We start from the raw sequence: 18,951 nt of genomic DNA on the forward strand, positions 1-18,951 counted from the left end.
CGCTCCTGATTATCCCGGTCATCCCGGCGCTCACCAGGATGACGAAAATTCGTATTAATATCGTCTGTTTAAAGCTTCGCCAGCATTGCGCGGGTCACCAGCACTACGCCACCTTCCGAACGGTAGAAACGCCGGCTGTCTTCCTCGGCATTCTCACCAATCACCATGCCTTCAGGGATCTGACAAGCGCGGTCAATGACGCATTTGCGTAAACGGCATGAACGACCGACATTCACATCCGGCAGGATGATGGCCGAATCGATATTGCAGAAAGAATTGACCCGTACCCGCGGGAACAGTACGGAATGCACCACCACCGAACCGGAAACAATCACACCACCGGCTACCAGTGAATTCATGGTCATGCCGTGACTGCCGGAGCGATCCTGTACAAATTTGGCGGGCGGCAGCGGCTCCATATGAGTCCGGATCGGCCAGTCGCGGTCATACATATCCAGCTCCGGCGTGACGGAAGCCAGATCCAGATTGGCGCGCCAGTAAGCTTCCAGCGTACCGACATCACGCCAGTACGGCGGCGCCTCATCGTTTTGCGTGACACAGGAAAGACCAAACGGATGCGCACGGGCAACGCCCTGACGGGTCAGTTTGGGGATCAGGTCTTTGCCGAAATCATGGCTCGACTCTTCACTCGCCATGTCTTCTTCAAGCATGCGAAACAGATAATCTGCATTAAAAATGTAGATGCCCATGCTCGCCAGCGCCATATCGGGATTGCCGGGCATCGGCGGCGGGTCTTTGGGTTTTTCAACGAAACTGGTGATGTGATAATCCTCAGTGACGCCGATAACACCGAATTCACTGGCTTCGGCGCGCGGTACTTCCAGGCAGGCGACGGTACATTCACCGCCTTTCTGCACATGGTCGATCAGCATCCGTGAGTAATCCATTTTGTAGATATGATCGCCCGCCAGGATCACCACAAATTCGGCCTTGTAACGACGGATAATATCCAGATTCTGATAAACCGCATCGGCGGTCCCTTTGTACCAGTGCTCGGTACTGTGGCGTTGCTGCGCCGGGAGTAAATCCACAAATTCGTTCATTTCTTCATTGAGGAAAGACCAGCCACGCTGGATATGCTGAACCAGCGTGTGTGACTGATATTGTGTGATTACGCCGATGCGGCGGATGCCAGAGTTCAGGCAATTTGACAGGGCAAAATCAATGATGCGGAATTTCCCGCCAAAATGAACGGCGGGTTTTGCCCGGGTTGCGGTCAAATCTTTCAACCTTGAACCCCGTCCCCCGGCAAGGATTAATGCCACGGATTTCAGCGGCAACTGTCTTGCCAGCATGACCGGGTCCCGGTTATCTAATGTCGCCATATCTGACTCCTTCATTTTTATAATGACCGGCTCTGTGGAGTGAAATCTTGTAGGACACAGAGGGTTTTTGCTGCCGCCCGCCATTGCGAGCCTTCCATGACACGCCGGGGTTCCTCATCAAAAAGCACGCTGTTGAACGGTGCCACCGGCTGCCAGTTTCCCGACGGCAGGTGCAAATCCACCTCGTGCAGTGAGGCATTAACGATAACCAACCAGCGCTGTGACAGGCAGATTTGCAGCCACTGCTGCGGACCCTGCTCCCAGTCACCGGGACTCATTGGTTGCCCTTGTTGATTCAGCCATTGCACCTCCCCGCTGCCCTCCTGCCACCAGCGGTTTTGCGTCAGTGCCGGAATTTTCCGGCGCAGCGCAATCAGTGCGCTGGCATAGGCCATCAGGCTTTCATCTGCGCTTTCCCAGTCGAGCCAGGTCATCGGATTGTCCTGGCAATAAGCATTGTTATTACCCGACTGGCTATTACCGAGTTCATCACCGGCCAGCAACATCGGTGTACCCTGTGATAAAAACAGCGTCGCCAGCAAGGCCCGCTGGCTGAGACGGCGCTGCTGTAATATGTCATCAGGCGCCTCCAGCCCCTCCTGACCGTGGTTTTGGCTGAAATTTTCGTTATGGCCGTCGCGGTTTTCTTCACCGTTAGCCTGGTTATGTTTGTGGTTAAAACTGACAAGATCGCGCAACGTGAAGCCGTCATGTGCCGTCAGCATGTTGATGCTGGCGTAAGGTTCACGCTGTGCCGGGATGAACGTGTCGGCAGAGCCTGCAAAACGCCCGGCAAACCGACCGAGGGCAAGATCGCCATGCAGCCAGAACTGACGCATATTGTCGCGCCATACATCACTCCATTCGGCAAACGGTGCCGGGAAATTCCCCAGCTGGTAACCGCCGGTACCGATATCCCACGGCTCAGCAATCAGTTTGATTTTTGAGAGAACATCATCCTGCTTAATGGCCATGAACAGCGGTGACTGAGCGGAAAACTCCGGCGTTCTGCCGAGAACTGTCGCTAAATCAAAGCGGAACCCATCAACGTGACATTCGCGTACCCAATAATGCAGGCTGTCGATTGTCCAGGCGATCATCTCCTCATCCACCAGCCGCATTGTGTTACCGCAACCGGTCATGTTGTTGTCAGAGCCGTCGTCGTTGAGCCAGTACAGGCTGGCGTTGTCGATGCCGCGAAAAGAAATAAACGGACCGTCGATATCCAGCTCGGCGCTGTGATTAAACACCACGTCCAGGATCACCTCGATACCCGCCTGGTGCAGCGCTTTGACTGCCGATTTAAATTCATTCAGCGCCGATACACCGCCCAGTCCGCTGGCATAACGCGGATCCACAGCGCAAGGCGCCAACACGTTGTAGCCCCAGTAATTGCTCAGTCCGAGGCGTTGCAGGCGCGGTTCGTCGGCATGATGCTGCACCGGCAACAGTTCTATTGCGGTAATGCCCAGATGCTGCAAGTATTCAAGCATCACCGGATGTGCCAGCCCGGCATAGGTGCCGCGTATGGCGGCCGGAATATGCGGATGCTGGCGCGTCAGGCCGCGGACATGTGCCTCGTAAATCACCGTTTCGCCCCAGGGTTTCGCCGGGGGTTTATCATCACCCCAGTCGAAATTTCCGGCGACCACCACCGACTTAGGCGCAACCACGGCGCTGTCTTTCTCGTCCGGAGCACTGGTGCCGCCGGTGAACCGTGCGTTGTCGAGCAGTACGCCGTCAATCGCGCGGGCGCTCGGGTCAATCAGCACTTTTTTCGGGTTAAACCGGTGGCCCTTTAGGGGATCGAATGGACCGTAAACGCGGTAACCGTAGCGCTGCCCGGCTTTGAGATCTGGCACAAATCCATGCCAGAGGTTGCCGGTTCGCCCGGTCAGGGGCAGATGCTGCTCACTGCCGGTCTCATCAAAAAGACATAACTCCACTTTTTCCGCATGGGCGGAGTACAGGCAAAAATTGACGCCGTTATCTCTGAGATGCGCACCAAAAGGCGCGGGCAGACCGGGACCGGGCTGTTTCATTACGCCTCCCTTCGCAAATAAACCGTCGCCAGCGGTGGAATGGTCACGCTGATCGAATGGTCACGCTGATGATGGCTGATATTCTCACTGTAAATATCGCCGCCGTTGCCGACATTGCTGCCACGGTAGTAATGCGAATCTGTATTGAGGATTTCGTGATAGCGACCCGGACGGCTGATACCGATGCGATAATGCTCGCGCGGGACCGGCGTAAAGTTACTGATGACGATCACTTCACCGCCCTGTTCGTCACGGCGGGCAAAGGCGAAAATCGAGTTTTCATGATCGTCGACCACCAGCCATTCGAAGCCACGGGGATTGTAATCCAGCTCATATAACGGCGCGTTAGCCTGATAGACCAGGTTCAGGTCGCGTACCAGATGCTGTACGCCGCTGTGCCAGCTGGTCGGATCGTCGAGCAGGTGCCAGTCGAGGCTGGCGTCGAAATTCCACTCACGCCCTTGTGCAAATTCATTGCCCATAAACAGCAGTTTCTTGCCCGGGTGCGCCCACATAAAACCGTAGTAGGCACGCAGATTAGCGAATTTCTGCCAGACGTCGCCGGGCATTTTATCCAGCAAGGATTTCTTACCGTGCACCACTTCGTCGTGCGACAGCGGCAAGATAAAGTTCTCGCTGTAGGCGTAAAGGACGCCGAATGTCATGAGATTGTGATGATATTTGCGGTGAACAGGATCAAGCTGCATATAGGTCAGGGAATCGTGCATCCAGCCCATATTCCACTTGTAATGAAAACCCAGCCCGTTGGCATCCGGTGGCATGGTGACGCCAGGATAATCGGTCGATTCTTCTGCCAGCGTCACCGCACCACCGAGTTCGCGTCCGATGGTCTGGTTGGTGTATTTGAGGAAAGAAATGGCTTCCAGGTTTTCGCGTCCGCCGTAATAATTCGGGATCCACTCTCCGGGTTTACGGCTGTAATCGCGGTAAATCATGGAAGCCACTGCATCGACACGCAGGCCGTCGATACCAAACCGCTCAATCCAGTAAAAACCATTGCCTGCCAGGTAGTTACGCACTTCATGGCGACCGTAGTTATAAATCAGCGTATTCCAGTCCTGATGATAGCCTTCACGCGGATCGGCATATTCGTACAGCGCGGTGCCGTCAAACTGTGCCAGACCGTAGGCATCGCTTGGGAAATGTCCCGGCACCCAGTCAAGAATCACGTTCAGCCCGGCGTTATGCGCCGCATCGACAAAGGCTTTAAATTCCATGGGCGTACCGAAACGACGGGTCGGCGCGTACATACCAAGCGGCTGATAACCCCAGCTTCCGTCGAACGGATGTTCATTGACCGGCATCAGTTCAATGTGCGTAAAGCCCATCCATTTAGCATAAGAAACCAGTTGCTCGGCCAGTTCGCCATAGCTCAGCCAGAAATTATCATCAGCATGACGACGCCATGAACCCAGGTGCACTTCATATACCGAAACCGGCTGATTCAGCGCATTGGCTTTCTTTCTGCTTTCTGAATGCGGCACGACGTCGGGTAATTTCCGTACGCACGAAGCGGTGTCCGGACGCATCTGCGCCTCGAAAGCATAAGGGTCGGCGCGCAAGCTGACCTGCCCGCGGCAGTCGATAATTTCGAATTTATACAGCTGACCTTCGCGGACAGCGGGAATAAAGAGTTCCCAGATACCGTTTTCGCGGCGCTGACGCATCGGGTGCCGGCGGCCGTCCCAGAAGTTGAATTCACCGACCACGGAAACCCGCATGGCGTTCGGTGCCCAGACGGCAAAACTCACCCCCTCGACGCCGTCCAGCGTTTGCAGATGCGCGCCGAGTTTTTCGTAAGGCCGCAGGTGTGTGCCTTCTGCCAGCAGCCAGATATCCAGTTCCTGCAACAGCGTGCCGAAACGGTACGGGTCATCAATCACCTGGAGATTCTCGCCCCAGCGGACCTTCAGCTGGTAACGAAACGCATTTTTACGGCGCGGGATCAGGCCGACAAAGAAACCGCGGTCGTCGTAGCGACGCAGTTCTGCCACCTGTTTACCTTTTTCTACATCAATGACCCAGACCTGATCCGCATCCGGCAACAGGGCACGTACTTCCAGCCCGGCAGCCACAGAGTGCATTCCCAACAGAGAAAAAGGATCAGCGTAGTGGCCAGATATGATTTGATTAATGACGTGCTGATCGGGAAGTACAGACATGTATTACGTCCTATGATTAATTAAATCAATAAATCCAATAAAATCAGTCAAGTATTCAATGCGAAACGTGATCCTAGTGTGCTCCCCTTTTTATCGCCGCTTTGTGATCCGGCTATGTTTCAGTTTTGCCAAAAGGTGCGTGATCACGCTTACGGTCACAATTTCCAAATAAGTGCTTATTTCAGCTTCTCAAAGAGGCAGAGCTCTTCTACTAAGCATAGACAAAGGTTCGAAAAATCAGCGTGAAGAAACCAATGAATTTTTCACAAAATGAAATTCAGAGAGTTGCGCTGGAAAAAGGCGGATAAAGGGGGAAGAGAATGATGGCAGAATTAAAAACGGGACACCGTGCTGGTGTCCCGTGAGAAGTCATCGTGAAGAAAACAGGGCAGTTTTCAACCTGGCGGCGGATTACAGAAGAATTCGCAACATACGTCGTAAAGGTTCTGCCGCGCCCCATAGCAGCTGGTCACCGACGGTGAACGCTGAAAGATATTGCGGGCCCATGTTCAGTTTACGCAGACGGCCGACCGGCGTGTTCATGGTGCCGGTGACTGCCGCTGGCGTCAGTTCACGCATCGATAATTCGCGGTCATTCGGGATCACACGAACCCAGTCGTTATGCGAAGCCAGTATCTGTTCGATTTCCGGCACCGACACGTCTTTTTTCAGTTTCAGCGTAAACGCCTGGCTGTGGCAGCGCAGCGCGCCGATACGGACACACAGCCCATCTACCGGAATAATGCTGGAAGTACCGAGGATTTTGTTGGTTTCCGCCTGACCTTTCCACTCTTCTTTGGTCTGGCCATTGTCGAGCTGTTTATCGATCCACGGGATCAGACCACCCGCCAGCGGAACACCAAAGTTATCGGTTGGCAACGTGCCGCTGCGGGTCAGCGCCGTTACGTTACGTTCGATATCCAGAATGGCGGAAGCCGGGTTTTCCAGCTCTTTCGCCACGCTGTTATGCAGCATTCCCATCTGGGTCAGCAGTTCGCGCATGTGCCGCGCACCGCCGCCGGAGGCCGCCTGATAGGTGGCGACAGACGCCCATTCGATGAGATCATGAGCGAACAGGCCGCCGAGCGACATCAGCATCAGACTGACGGTACAGTTACCGCCCACAAAGGTTTTGATGCCTTTATCAATGCCCTGACGGATCACGGCGTTGTTGACCGGGTCGAGGATGATTATCGCGTCATCTTCCATTCTCAGAGAGGATGCTGCGTCAATCCAGTAGCCAGACCAACCGATTTCACGCAGCTTCGGATAGATTTCATTGGTATAATCGCCGCCCTGACAGGTGATTATAATGTCCAGTGCGCTCAGGGCGTCCAGATCATAAGCATCCTGCAAGGTTCCGGACTGACCCGTGAAAGAAGGCGCGGCCTGACCGTGCTGAGAAGTGGAGAAGAATACCGGACGGATAGCGTCGAAATCGCGTTCTTCAATCATGCGTTGCATGAGTACAGAACCGACCATTCCACGCCAGCCAACGAAACCTACATTTTTCATAATATCTGTCCTGCCCTGAGGGTGATAACTGCTTAAAACGGCTTGAACGCGCGTTTGCACTCAGTGAGTGCCTGTTTTGATGCACTGCGCCCCATTAACGCGCGGGTCTACCACCTTACAAAATGTAGTAGAAGTGGCAAGTGAATTTAATCAATAGTGCGGCTTTTAATAGCAGCGCAACTTATACCCTCAATAATTCGAGTTGCAGGACAAAAGTTTCCGCTTTTGAACAGCGCTTGCGCTGGCCCTGCGAGTAACGCGACAAGCTCAGGAAGCCTGGGGAGCTTAGACAACTAAGTGACCGGCGTGAGTGAGCGCAGTTAACGCATCTGCGACTTGAAGTATGACGGGTATATAACTGGCATTTTTTCTGAGGTAGTTATGACCGAAATGATTTCAGCAACTATTTTGCTGTTTTTAATTATGGATCCGCTGGGTAATTTACCGATTTTTATGTCGGTATTAAAACATCTCGACCCGAAACGTCGCCGTGTGGTGTTGATCCGCGAAATGCTGATCGCACTCATCCTGATGCTGATCTTCCTGTTCGCCGGTGAAAAAATCCTGTCGTTTCTGAATCTGCGCACTGAAACTGTGTCGATTTCCGGCGGTATTATCCTGTTCCTGATCGCCATCAAAATGATTTTCCCGTCGGAAGAGAAAAGCAGCAGCGGACTGCCTGCCGGTGAAGAACCCTTCCTCGTCCCGATGGCGATCCCGCTGGTCGCCGGTCCGTCGATTCTCGCCACGCTGATGCTGCTTTCGCACCAGTATCCAAACCAGATGAGTCACTTAACGCTGGCGCTGTTTATCGCGTGGGGCATGTCGATGGCAATCCTGTTGCTCTCAAACCTGTTCCTGCGCCTGCTGGGTGATAAAGGCGTCAGCGCCCTCGAACGCCTGATGGGCCTGATTCTGGTCATGCTCTCGACGCAGATGTTCCTCGATGGGATCAGGGCGTATCTGAAGATTTAGCGACAGAAGAAATGAAAAAGGCGAGCCATCTGGCTCGCCTTTTTTACGCTATCCGTTTGCCGTCAGACGACCATCGACAGCAGCAGGCATCCCGCCAGACCGCACAGGGAAATGATGGTTTCCAGCACCGACCAGGATTTGAAGGTTTCGACAATGCTCAGGTTGAAATACTCCTTGAACAGCCAGAAGCCCGGATCGTTGACGTGCGAGAAAATCACGCTGCCGGACCCGACGGCGATCACCATCAGTTCAGGACTGACGCCGGTCGTGGCGATCAGTGGTGCGGCAATACCGCCCGCCGTAATCGCGGCCACGGTGGCAGAACCCAACGCGATACGCAGAACCGCTGCGATAGACCAGGCCAGCAGGATTGGCGACAGGTTGCTGCCGTGCATCAGAGCCGCGATGTATTTTTCAATACCGCTGTCCACCAGCACCTGTTTGAACGCCCCGCCACCGCCGATAATTAACAACATCATCGCGATGATTTTGATGGAGTCGGTCACAGTCGCCATCACATCTTCCATCTTGCGGCCACGGTTCAGACCAAAGGTGAAGATAGCGATCAGCACCGCAATCAGCGTTGCCATCACCGGGTCGCCGAAGAATTCAGCATACGCCAGCACCGGATGGCCTTTCGGCAGGATCATTTCGCAGAGCGCGCGAAACGCCATCAGAATGACCGGCACCAGGGAGGTGGCGACACTGACGCCAAAGCCCGGCATCTCTTCTTCCGTGAAGGTTTTCGGGTTAAACAGACCTTCCGGCACCGGTTTGTCGATACCTTTCAGGAAACGCGCATACACAGGACCGGCCAGAATAACGGTCGGCACCGCCAGCAGTGAGCCAAACAACAGCGTTTTGCCCATATCCGCATGGAAAATCGTCGCAATTGCCGTCGGGCCAGGGTGCGGAGGCAGGAATCCGTGTGTGACGGATAACGCGGCCGCCATCGGAACGCCGACATACAGCAAAGGCAGACGCGCTGCCGCCGCCACAGTGAAGACCAGTGGCAACATCAGCACGAAGCCAACCTCATAGAACAGGGCAAACCCGACGATGAAACCTGTCAGCACAATCGCCCACTGAATGTGCTCACGGCCAAACTTTTCTATAAGGGTGGTCGCGATACGTTGTGCACCACCGCAATCCGCCAGCATTTTACCGAGCATGGCACCGAAGCCCATGATCAGCGCAAGACTGCCAAGCGTGCCACCCACCCCGTTTTTGATTGAGGTGATAACTTTATCGACCGGCATTCCCTGCATAATCCCCACCGCCAGCGCGACAAGAATCAGTGCAATGAAGCCATTAAGCTTAAATCGGATCATAAGTAACAACAGCAGTGCGACACCCACCGCTACAATAACTAATGGCATATTCTTCCCCTTATGCTGTCACTCAGGTATGGCTAAAAACCGGGTGACGCATTATTTTTAGTTTTCAAGATGTTGTAGGAATTAACAGTGCAACGGGTACAGACCGCGACCGCTAAAACAGCAGTGCATTCCTTTGTGATATTAGTCACATCTCCATTTGTTACCGGTATCATGATACCGGTAACATGCTAATATTAGGACTCACTACGCAGTCAAAATGTTCATTTTGGGATAGAGATCATACTTATGGCAGGACAAAGCATCATTCTGATGGGCGTGTCAGGCAGCGGTAAATCCACCGTCGGCGCGGCACTGGCCCGTGAAATTAACGCGAAATTTATCGACGGCGATGATCTTCATCCCCGCGCCAATATTGAAAAGATGGCCAGCGGCACGCCACTGAACGACGATGATCGTGCACCGTGGCTATTACGCCTCAACGACGCGGCTTACAGCCTGCGCCATAAAAATGAAACCGGCATCATTGTCTGTTCCGCACTGAAGCGCCGTTACCGCGACGCCCTGCGTAAAGACAACGAAGGCATGGTATTTATTTACATGAAAGGCAGTTTTGAGGTGATTGCCGAACGTCTGAAAGCACGCGCCGGACACTTCATGCCGACCGATTTGCTGCGCAGCCAGTTTGAAGCACTCGAAGAACCCGGCGAAGACGAGCCGGACGTGTTGCGCGTAAATATCGATCACAAGTTTGAAGGTGTGGTGGATCGCTGTATTGCGGCTTTGAAGACGGTACAGAAGTAAGACTTTCCCCTGCGAAGGGGGATGTTTAGACCGGGGAAGTCGGGAGGGGGGCTTAATGGCAGCGCTGTCATCCGCAAAACCAACACCCCATCCCAGCCATCCCCTCGAGAGAGGGGAAGGCGCAAAGAAATCAGATACTTCCGCCCGCAGAAATCGTAAACCCTACATCCACCATTCTCGGCACCACTTCTTCGCCGCGAAGTCTCGCCAGCAGGCGTTCGGCGGAGATTTGCCCCATTTTTTCACGCGGCGTCAGGACGCTGGCGAGCGGTGGCTCCATCGTTTGTCCCATGTTGTGTCCATGAAAACCGGCAATCGCCATTTGTGAAGGAATTTTCAGTCCCTGACGCTGACATTCAAAGAATGCACCTGCCGCAAGGTCATCGTTGGTACAGAAAATACTGTCGATTTGTGGCCAGTCTTTTTGCGCCTGTCGCAATAACTCAGCACCACCACTGTAACTGGAAGAGCGGCTGGTCATCACACTGTAAGGCTCCAGACCGGATTCACGCATCGCCTGCTCGTAACCCTGCTGTTTAATAAGGGTACGTTCGTCCTGACGTGCGCCGAAATACACCACATGACGATGCCCGCGCGCGATAATTTGCTGGGTCATCTGCCGTGCGGCTTCAAAGTTGTTGAAACCGACCGCCAGATCCACGCAAGGCGATACGCAATCCATCATCTCTACCACCGGAATACCGGCTACTTCGATCATCTTCAGCGTACGCGCGGTGTGATGCCGCTCGGACAAAATCAGTCCGTCGATATTGTAGGAGAGTAACGAGGTCAGACGCTGTTCTTCACGTTCCTGGCTGTATCCGTAGTGCGCCAGCATGGTCTGATAGCCATGAATATCGGTCACGCTTTCAATGCCGCGCAGCACTTCCGCAAACACCTGATTGGTCAGTGACGGCAGCAGCACGCCGATAGCGCGACTTTTAGCGTTAGAAAGAATGTCAGGGGCGCGGTTGGGGATGTAACCCAGCTCATCGAGTGCTGCTGAAATTTTTTCCTGCAACGCGCCGGAAACCTGTTCAGGATTACGCAAATAGCGGCTGACCGTCATTTTTGTGACGCCCACTTTGTCGGCAACATCCTGGAGTACGGGTCTTTTTTTCTTCATATTCATCAATGAGATGGTGCCGCTGAAAAGGTTAAAGGATCAGAGAGTGATGTTAGCAAACATTCGCGCAGGCGGATATCCGTTGCTGCGCGACATGAGAGGTTTGTCAGGAAGGTAAAGAGAGCTGGCCGCGAACCGGCGCGCTGATGTTGGCGGAAAACTGGCCGGTCAGCAGCGCCATCGCCCGTTGTGCCAGCGTTTCCAGCGGATAGGCAATGGCCGGAACGGCAGAAACACCCGGCGGCAACGTACTGTCGAGGCTAAACACCATCACGTTTCCCGGCACAGTGCGCCCGTGATGCATCAGCTGACGAAGTGCGTCCTGTGCCGACGAGTCATCCGGCACCAGCAGGGCATTGAACGGCACATTCTGTGCCAGCAGTTGCGTCAGTGCGTGTGAGCCGCTGTGAACCAGCCGGCGGTCGTAAGGCAGCAGGAATTTCTCCAGCGCCAGATGATATCCCTGCAGGATTTGACCTGCCGTATCATCATTTTCCGGGTTAATCAGGGCAATCTGTCTGCGCCCTTGTTTCAGCACATACTGACAGGCGGTTTCGGCCGCAAAGCTGCGGTCAAAATGAATACTGCGTGCAGAATCCGCATCCAGACAATCAATGGTAATGACGTTGTCGGGCAGCGCTGGCAAAGGAAAGCGTGCGCCGATCACAATCATCGCATCGCACAGGCCGCGCCCAATCTCGTCCACAGAATGCCTGAGACTTGCCGCGTCGGTGGCAAAACGCAGCAGCAAATATTTCTGATTCAGCCGCAACTCTTTTTCCAGCGCGTGGAGGTAACCGGTCGACTGATTGATGTTTTCAGTCGCGCAAATGACCCCGATACAACCGGTGGATTGTGTAGACAGTGACTGCGCGATCACACTCGGTTTGTATTGCAGTGTTTCAACCGCCTGCATCACAGCCAGGCGGCTTTCTTCTTTGACACCGCGGCTGCCACTGAGGACACGGGACACCGTCGCTTTCGACACCTTCGCCAGCCGCGAAACGTCGTTAATGTTTGCCATGTCTTTCCTTGTGTTAGTCGAAACCGTTATTTTTAGAAACTGCTGCAAACCATTCGCCGCTTTTCTTCACCGTACGTTTCTGCGTTTCCAGATCAAGCTGGATGAAACCATACCGGTTTTTATAGGCATTCATCCATGACCAGCAGTCAATAAATGTCCACATGTGATAGCCGAGACAACCGCTGCCTTCCTGTAAGGCACGGTGCAACCATTTCAGGTGCCCGCTGACAAATTCGATGCGGTAATCATCATCAATCCGCCCTGCCTGTTCAAAGCGCAGTTCATTTTCCACACCCATGCCGTTTTCGGAAATGAAACAGCGCGGATTACCGTAGTTTTCCCGCAGATTAGTCAGAATATCGTAAATGCCCTGCTCATAGATTTCCCAGCCACGATGCGGGTTCATTTTACGCCCCGGCATGACGTAGTTATCAAAGAACCATTCCGGCATAAACGGACTTTCAGGATTAACCATACTGTCGCGGCACTGAATGCGGCGCGGCTGGTAATAGTTAATGCCGAGCAAATCTACCACGCCCTGTTTCAGCAGTTCTTTATCGCCCTGCTGACAGGCCGGAAGCTGACCGTGTTTTTTCAGCAATTCCACCAGTTCCTGCGGATATTCACCTCGCAGCGCCGGATCAAGGAAACTGCGGTTAAACATCAGATCAGCAATATTCGCGGCTTTCAGATCAGCCGGATTCTGCGAACGTGGATAAGACGGCGTGAGGTTAAGAATGATACCGATTTCGCCACCGGGATCACGGGCGCGATAAGCTTTTACCGCCAGGGAATGCGCCAGCATGGTGTGATACGCCACGGTGGCGGCACGTTTGAAATCCACCACATTCGGATAATGGAAATCATACAGATACCCCCCTTCCACCGGCACCACCGGTTCGTTGAACGTAAACCAATGCTTGACCCGGTCACCAAACAGTTCAAAACAGGTATCGGCGTATTTTGCATACGCCTGCACCACGTCGCGGTTTTCCCAGCCGCCGATTTCCTGCATCGCCATCGGCATATCGAAGTGGAACAGATTGATAAACGGCTGCACACCCTGCGCCAGCATTTCGTCGATCACCTGATTATAAAACGTGACCGCTTCCTGATTCACGTCGCCACGTCCGTTGGGAATTAAACGTGCCCAGGAAATCGACGTGCGGAAGGTGTTGTGATTCAGCTGTTTCAGCAGCGCGATATCCTCGCGCCAGTTTTTATAAAACTTTGAAGTATCCTGCGGGCCGACGTCATTGTGAAAGCGTGTTGGCTGCTGTGAATACCAGTGATCCCACACCGTGGCACTTTTCCCGTGGCTCAGGGATTCACCTTCGGTTTGTGGCGCCGAACTGGCACTGCCCCACCAGAATTCTTTTGGAAATGCGTATTTCATCGTTATCCTCGCTGTCCGTTAGCTGTACGTTTTAACTGATATTTAACTGTTTGCCGGCACGGCATTGCCCGCCGTTTGTGCCGTGGCTTTTTCCGCTTCCTGTTTCAGCAACGTACGTTCATAGGCTTTCAGGAACGGGTAGTACATAACGGCTGATAACACCATACAGAACAGGCACATAATTACCGGACTGAATGCCCAGTTTGCGGCCCATGACGCACCAATCGGTGCAGGTGTTGTCCAGGGTGTGAGCGAGACCACTTGCGCGACCCAGCCGAGTTTTGTGGCGGTGTAAGCAAAAATAGCATTCAGCATCGGCACCAGCGTAAACGGCAGGAAGAATACCGGATTCATGATAATCGGCGTGCCGAACAGGATAGGTTCGTTAATGTTGAAGAAGCTCGGTACCACCCCCATCCGGCCAATAGTACGCAGATGCACGGCCTTGCTGCACAGCAAGAGAATCGCCAGCGGTAAGGTCGACCCTACGCCACCAATCAACAGATAGTGATCCCAAAATCCTTGCAGGTAAATATGTGGCAATGGCGCACCGGCCTGTAACGCCGTCTGGTTAAGCGCCAGATTGGTCATCCAGAACGGGTTCATGATGCCAGTGACAATCAGTGCGCCATGAATCCCTGCAAACCACAGCACCTGGCAAATAAATACTGAAATTAAAATCGCCGGCAGCGAATCCGATGCAGAGACCAACGGTGCCAGCAAATGCATGATGGCTTCAGGAATAATCATGCCGGTGGTGGACTGAATAAAGAGATTCAGCGGATGCAGCGTGGCGACAATCACCACCACCGGGATCAGAATTTCAAATGAACGTGCCACACCGGTCGGCACTTCTTTCGGCAGGCGGATGGTGATGTTGCGGCGTTTGAGCAACGCATACACTTCAGCGGCATAAATCGCTGTCAGAATGGCGGTGAAGATACCTTCGCCGGAAAAATATTGCGTGGAGATTTGTTTGTCATGATACGGCGCGGCCACCAGCAGAAACGCCATAAATGCCAGTAAACCGGTCATGATCGGGTCAAGCTTATAGTGCTTACCGAGGCTTGCACCGATACCTACCGAAATGAAAAACGTCATGACGCCCATGCTCAGATACCACGGCAACATCAGTTGTTCACGGTATTTCAGCGACAAGTCCAGCCAGCCGCGCGCGAAGCTCATGGTCGTGTCCGGCGAGAAAGGCGGGAAGATAAAGACCAGCATGAACGAGCCAATAATCATAAATGGCAGTGCTGCGATAAAGCCATCGCGGATGGCAATCACATGCCGCTGCTGACCGACACTGCCGGCCAGTGGCGTGATATGTTTTTCGATGACGTTAACCATCGCCTGATAGAGGCCACTCATACGCGGCTTCCTTCCTGTGCGATCAGACCAAAGGCAAAGTCGAGCACGTTATCACCGCGCTGCATGCCATAATCCATCATGTTGATGGTCTCGACCGGAATGTTGAATTCTGCCGCTCTGGCAGATAAATCAGCCTGCATGTAACGCACCTGCGGACCGAGCAGCACCACCTGATAATCACGGAATTTTTCATCAAACTCGCTGGCACCGAATGCGTCAATCTGCACCTCTTCTCCGCGTTCCGCCGCCACTTCTTTCATCTTCCGCACTAACAAACTGGTCGACATCCCCGCTGAACAACAAAGCATGATTCTTTTCATTTTGCTTCACTCCACGATGATTTATGTTCTGCCCGTTTTAACCTGCTGAGGGTATTTGAGGTGTTATGGAAACCGGTTTCCATCGCTATACCCTCGATGTGCGAACAGGCTCAAAATTTTGACGGGGGATTTGTTGCAGGTGTGAATGGCGTCACGAAGCGCAAAATTAAACAATGCAAAAGCGGGGAAAGAGGCTAAGGGAGAGAGCGGCATTGATACAAAAGAAAAAGGCGACCGGAGTCGCCTTAATAACCATGAATCCTCAGACTGGCGGCAGATCGAACAGCAAGATTTCGCTGTCTTCATCTGCATGAACGGACAATGCCGTTTCATCCCAGACAGCCAGCGCATCACTCTGCCCGGCTTTCTTACCGTTGATGGAAACGGTGCCTTTTACCACCTGGATCCACACGCGGCGATCAGCTTGTATCTGGTAAACCGACTGCTCATCTTTTTTCAGTGCCCAGCGGGACAACTCCATATCCTGGAACACCTTCAGCGAACCCTCGCGGGCATCCGGTGAAAGCACTAACTGGCGGCCCTGCGGCGCATCGAACATGCGCTGTTCGTAACGCGGTTCCAGCCCTTTCTGATTTGGAATAATCCAGATCTGATACAGGTGCAGCTTACGGTCGCTGTTACCGTTGTACTCAGAGTGCGTCACCCCGGTACCGGCGCTCATAATCTGGAACTCACCGGCCTGGATTTGTTCTTTATTGCCCATGCTGTCTTGATGTTCCACGGTGCCTTCCAGCACATAGGTCAGAATTTCCATGTCTTTATGCGGATGCTTACCAAATCCCTGCCCTTCATCGATGAAGTCTTCATTAATCACCCGCAATGCGGAGAACCCCATGAATTGCGCATCGTAATAATCGGCGAAAGAGAAAGTGTGCCAGCTTTCGAGCCAGCCGTGACTGGCGTGACCGCGTTCTTGTGCCTGTCGTAAGTAGATCATGTTCAACTCTCCTCAATGTTTTCTTTAGTCTAGTCAACGGCTGAGAATAAGAAAGCGTAAAAACTTCACTCCTCTGTTCAAAAAATATGAACAAATGCAGGCGGTTCAATCCAAAGGATTTGTGGGAGATGAGGCAAATGTTCTTATGCCGGTTGCTTAATTGCCTATCCGTACAATACTCAAAGAATAAATTCCTTAAGGTAAATTAATGTGACTTCTGTTCCCGGAAATTATCATGATTAAGCGCTGCAAGTTAATCGAAGGGATCACCGGCGGTATTAATCATTATCAGGCGCATCACGTGATATTCACGCACGGTAAGCGGTTATTCACAGATAAGGCATTTTCCCGTCCGTCTTATTTTATTGAACAGAACAATATCATGATAAATACCACATCCGTTGTGCCAGGCCGTACAGGGCCACATATTGTGGTTGAAAATACGGAGATATAACAAAGTAAAAAGCTCACCCTGAGCCTTAAAAGGATCCGCCCATGAAAACGTTAAATCGTATATCGGCACTGAAGGATTATAAATTACGGCAAGATGATAATGTCTTCGTTAATGGTTATTTTCAGGCCGGTGACGGCGGTGGCGGCCATTATTACTGGGACAAAAACTGCGTTCTGCCCGCCAATAACGGCACCGTCATCCGTTCTGACCACTCGGACACTGGACGCTGGCTGCTTATCCATCAGGGCGTGGGCGATTTCCGCACTTTCGGTATTCTCAATGCTGATCAACCCGCCGACGATGCGCTGGATGCATTAGTCAATGACCCGGCCATCAGCCAGATCTTCGCTTTTTCAGATTTGCTCTTTCAGCGCCGTCATCGCTTCTCACGTTCAGACCTCGTTCTGGATTTCCAGAACAACCGAATTTTCACCACAGGCATTGCCAGCGCACCGGCCAATGACCCCTTTGCTGCTGTGCTGTTTTTCCAGGGCACGGTGACCGGCATGCCTGTCACCTTCACGCAGACGGAAACGTTACAGGAGCAAACAGATATTTTCCCGGTAGCGGATTCGTCAGTTTTTCAGGTGGGCGACTGGTATGCGGTTCAGGTGACGGCGGTGAAAGGCGCGGCAGAACGGGAACTGCAAAAGCTGGTGGAAATTATCGCCATTCCTGACAGCACACATATTCAGATTGATTATTACAACGGCTGGGAATTGCTGGCCGGCAGGATAATCAGCTGGCAGAAAGTCGAACCGGTCAAATTCGTCACCGTCAAAAATATACAGTTCTTTGGGGCGGGTGCTGATCAGATCACCGGTAGCCATCCGGTGGCGTTTGAATACGCGGTGTATGCCAACGTCGAAGGTATCCATTCGACGGGCTCCTTCTGGCCGGTGGTAATGCGCCGCTGGAATACCCATTATCTTACGAAGCAATGTTCTCTCATCAATCCGCCGAACACAGCTTTTGGCGGTGCCGGATACCTGACCCAGCAAATCTATTGTCTTTACGGCCAGGTCAGTGATTGCAGCGTCGCCAACGCGCGGCATTTAAATGATTTCACGGCGTCGGCGTATTGTCTGGTCGAAAATTGTCATGCAAGCGGACAAAGCGCGGAAAAAGGGCCGTTTGTGACCCACGGTCAGTACGAACATGATCTCACCTATACCGGCAACTCAGGCCTGATGACTTTTGCCAATTCCGGTGCGACCTGGGGAGGCAGCGCCAAACGTATCAATGTACGTAAACACGTCTGCCCGTGGTTTGTCGCACGCACCGGCGTGAGTGAACTCACGCTGGAAGATGTTGTGGTGATGGCTAACGACACTATCCCGCAGTCCGGGATGTTGTGGGTGAATGCCGACGGTTTGCAGATGACCGGCTGTACCGCTGACCGCACGCTGATTATCAGTCAGGCATCGCAACGCGCTGCGCGCCCGAATGTCATCCGTCAGTGCCAGTTTTCCCTGCCGGAGGACGGCGCACCGGTAGTACAAAGCAACGTCACCACCGCCCTCACCTTTACCGATACGGTATTTAACGACATCAACGGGCAGGCTTTTGACAGCACCGCGCCGCTGAATTTTGTCCGCTGTACGTTTAATGCCACCACAGAATTTGCACCGCTCACCCTGAAATCCTCCACGCTGTCGGTTCAGGCATCACAGTTTAATCAGGCCGGTTTCGTCCTTTCCGGCACTGAGGCGAAGCAAATTGATATTCTTTCCTCGACGATGGTGCAGGCTACATTGGATTTCACTGCTTTCACCTCACAGCCCGCCGGTTCATTGATGTTTCTTAACAACCGCCTGTCCGGCAGCGCTGTCATTGCACAGCCTCCCGCCGGAGAACGGGTAATATGGCAGCAGAATATGATTTTTGCCTGAAACAGGCTCGCCAGAAATATGAAAGGTTTTTCGAAATAGTTTGAGTTGTGGAAAGGCGACCAGCGAGCGAATCCCCGGGAGCATACACAAGTATGTGACCGGGGTGAGCGAACGCAGCCAACGCATCCACAGCTCAAAATATGAAGAAAAAAAAGCCAGCACCCGGCTGGCTAAGTAATACTGGAAGCAATGTGAGCAATGTCGTGCA

At 53.0% G+C, this 18,951-nt stretch carries 15 protein-coding genes; 4 read left to right on the plus strand and 11 right to left on the minus strand.

The window, feature by feature from the left end:
- Nucleotides 1-68: 68 nt before the first annotated feature.
- The 4 genes from glgC to asd form a co-directional block, all read right to left on the minus strand.
- Nucleotides 69-1,346: a glucose-1-phosphate adenylyltransferase gene (gene glgC / locus J1781_RS20870; protein WP_129953841.1), complete on the minus strand. Its 1,278-nt coding sequence runs from the start codon at nt 1,344-1,346 to the stop codon at nt 69-71.
- A 17-nt stretch (nt 1,347-1,363) separates the two neighbouring features.
- The gene (gene glgX, locus J1781_RS20875; RefSeq protein ID WP_217221030.1) at nt 1,364-3,388 is read right to left on the minus strand and encodes a glycogen debranching protein GlgX; all 2,025 of its coding nucleotides are present in this window, start codon (nt 3,386-3,388) and stop codon (nt 1,364-1,366) included.
- A complete protein-coding gene (gene glgB / locus J1781_RS20880; RefSeq protein ID WP_217221031.1) occupies nt 3,388-5,571 on the minus strand; it encodes a 1,4-alpha-glucan branching protein GlgB in 2,184 nt (727 codons plus the stop codon). Before glgB ends, glgX begins: the two co-directional genes overlap by 1 nt.
- A 411-nt stretch (nt 5,572-5,982) precedes the next feature.
- Complete coding sequence (gene asd, locus J1781_RS20885) at nt 5,983-7,086, minus strand: aspartate-semialdehyde dehydrogenase (protein ID WP_129991478.1); 1,104 nt, start codon at nt 7,084-7,086, stop codon at nt 5,983-5,985.
- A gap of 381 nt (nt 7,087-7,467) precedes the next feature.
- Here asd and J1781_RS20890 point away from each other — a divergent pair, with 381 nt between their 5' ends.
- Entirely contained in the window at nt 7,468-8,061 is a 594-nt protein-coding gene (locus J1781_RS20890) for a YhgN family NAAT transporter (RefSeq protein ID WP_013573548.1), read from the plus strand.
- Between the two features lie 62 nt (nt 8,062-8,123).
- Here J1781_RS20890 and gntT read toward each other — a convergent pair whose 3' ends face one another.
- A complete protein-coding gene (gene gntT / locus J1781_RS20895; protein ID WP_129953845.1) occupies nt 8,124-9,440 on the minus strand; it encodes a gluconate transporter in 1,317 nt (438 codons plus the stop codon).
- A 246-nt stretch (nt 9,441-9,686) separates the two neighbouring features.
- On the opposite strand from gntT, the gene J1781_RS20900 reads away from it, so the two are divergent.
- On the plus strand, nt 9,687-10,202 hold the full coding sequence (locus tag J1781_RS20900; RefSeq protein ID WP_129953846.1) for a gluconokinase: 516 nt from the start codon (nt 9,687-9,689) through the stop codon (nt 10,200-10,202).
- A 130-nt stretch (nt 10,203-10,332) separates the two neighbouring features.
- Here J1781_RS20900 and gntR read toward each other — a convergent pair whose 3' ends face one another.
- The 6 genes from gntR to J1781_RS20930 all read right to left on the minus strand — a co-directional run bounded on the left by gntR (nt 10,333) and on the right by J1781_RS20930 (nt 16,397).
- Entirely contained in the window at nt 10,333-11,328 is a 996-nt protein-coding gene (gntR, locus tag J1781_RS20905) for a gluconate operon transcriptional repressor GntR (RefSeq protein ID WP_129954170.1), read from the minus strand.
- A gap of 106 nt (nt 11,329-11,434) precedes the next feature.
- Nucleotides 11,435-12,352: a LacI family DNA-binding transcriptional regulator gene (locus J1781_RS20910; protein WP_129991479.1), complete on the minus strand. Its 918-nt coding sequence runs from the start codon at nt 12,350-12,352 to the stop codon at nt 11,435-11,437.
- Between the two features lie 13 nt (nt 12,353-12,365).
- Entirely contained in the window at nt 12,366-13,748 is a 1,383-nt protein-coding gene (locus J1781_RS20915) for a 6-phospho-beta-glucosidase GmuD (RefSeq protein WP_217234138.1), read from the minus strand.
- A gap of 42 nt (nt 13,749-13,790) precedes the next feature.
- Nucleotides 13,791-15,119: a PTS sugar transporter subunit IIC gene (locus J1781_RS20920; RefSeq protein WP_129953849.1), complete on the minus strand. Its 1,329-nt coding sequence runs from the start codon at nt 15,117-15,119 to the stop codon at nt 13,791-13,793.
- Complete coding sequence (locus J1781_RS20925) at nt 15,116-15,439, minus strand: PTS sugar transporter subunit IIB (RefSeq protein WP_014333474.1); 324 nt, start codon at nt 15,437-15,439, stop codon at nt 15,116-15,118. Before J1781_RS20925 ends, J1781_RS20920 begins: the two co-directional genes overlap by 4 nt.
- Before the next feature lie 262 nt (nt 15,440-15,701).
- Nucleotides 15,702-16,397: a pirin family protein gene (locus tag J1781_RS20930; RefSeq protein ID WP_129991481.1), complete on the minus strand. Its 696-nt coding sequence runs from the start codon at nt 16,395-16,397 to the stop codon at nt 15,702-15,704.
- 235 nt (nt 16,398-16,632) lie between these two features.
- Here J1781_RS20930 and J1781_RS20935 point away from each other — a divergent pair, with 235 nt between their 5' ends.
- Together J1781_RS20935 and J1781_RS20940 are read left to right on the plus strand one after the other, a co-directional pair.
- Nucleotides 16,633-16,851 carry a hypothetical protein gene (locus J1781_RS20935; protein WP_217234139.1) on the plus strand — a complete coding sequence of 73 codons (219 nt, stop codon included), beginning with the start codon at nt 16,633-16,635 and terminating at the stop codon, nt 16,849-16,851.
- Between the two features lie 41 nt (nt 16,852-16,892).
- On the plus strand, nt 16,893-18,743 hold the full coding sequence (locus tag J1781_RS20940; RefSeq protein ID WP_217234140.1) for a putative phage tail protein: 1,851 nt from the start codon (nt 16,893-16,895) through the stop codon (nt 18,741-18,743).
- The last annotated feature ends 208 nt before the right edge of the window (nt 18,744-18,951 follow it).

Origin of the sequence: Rahnella perminowiae (genome assembly GCF_019049695.1) — a bacterium.
In the GTDB taxonomy this organism is placed as follows: domain Bacteria; phylum Pseudomonadota; class Gammaproteobacteria; order Enterobacterales; family Enterobacteriaceae; genus Rahnella; species Rahnella perminowiae.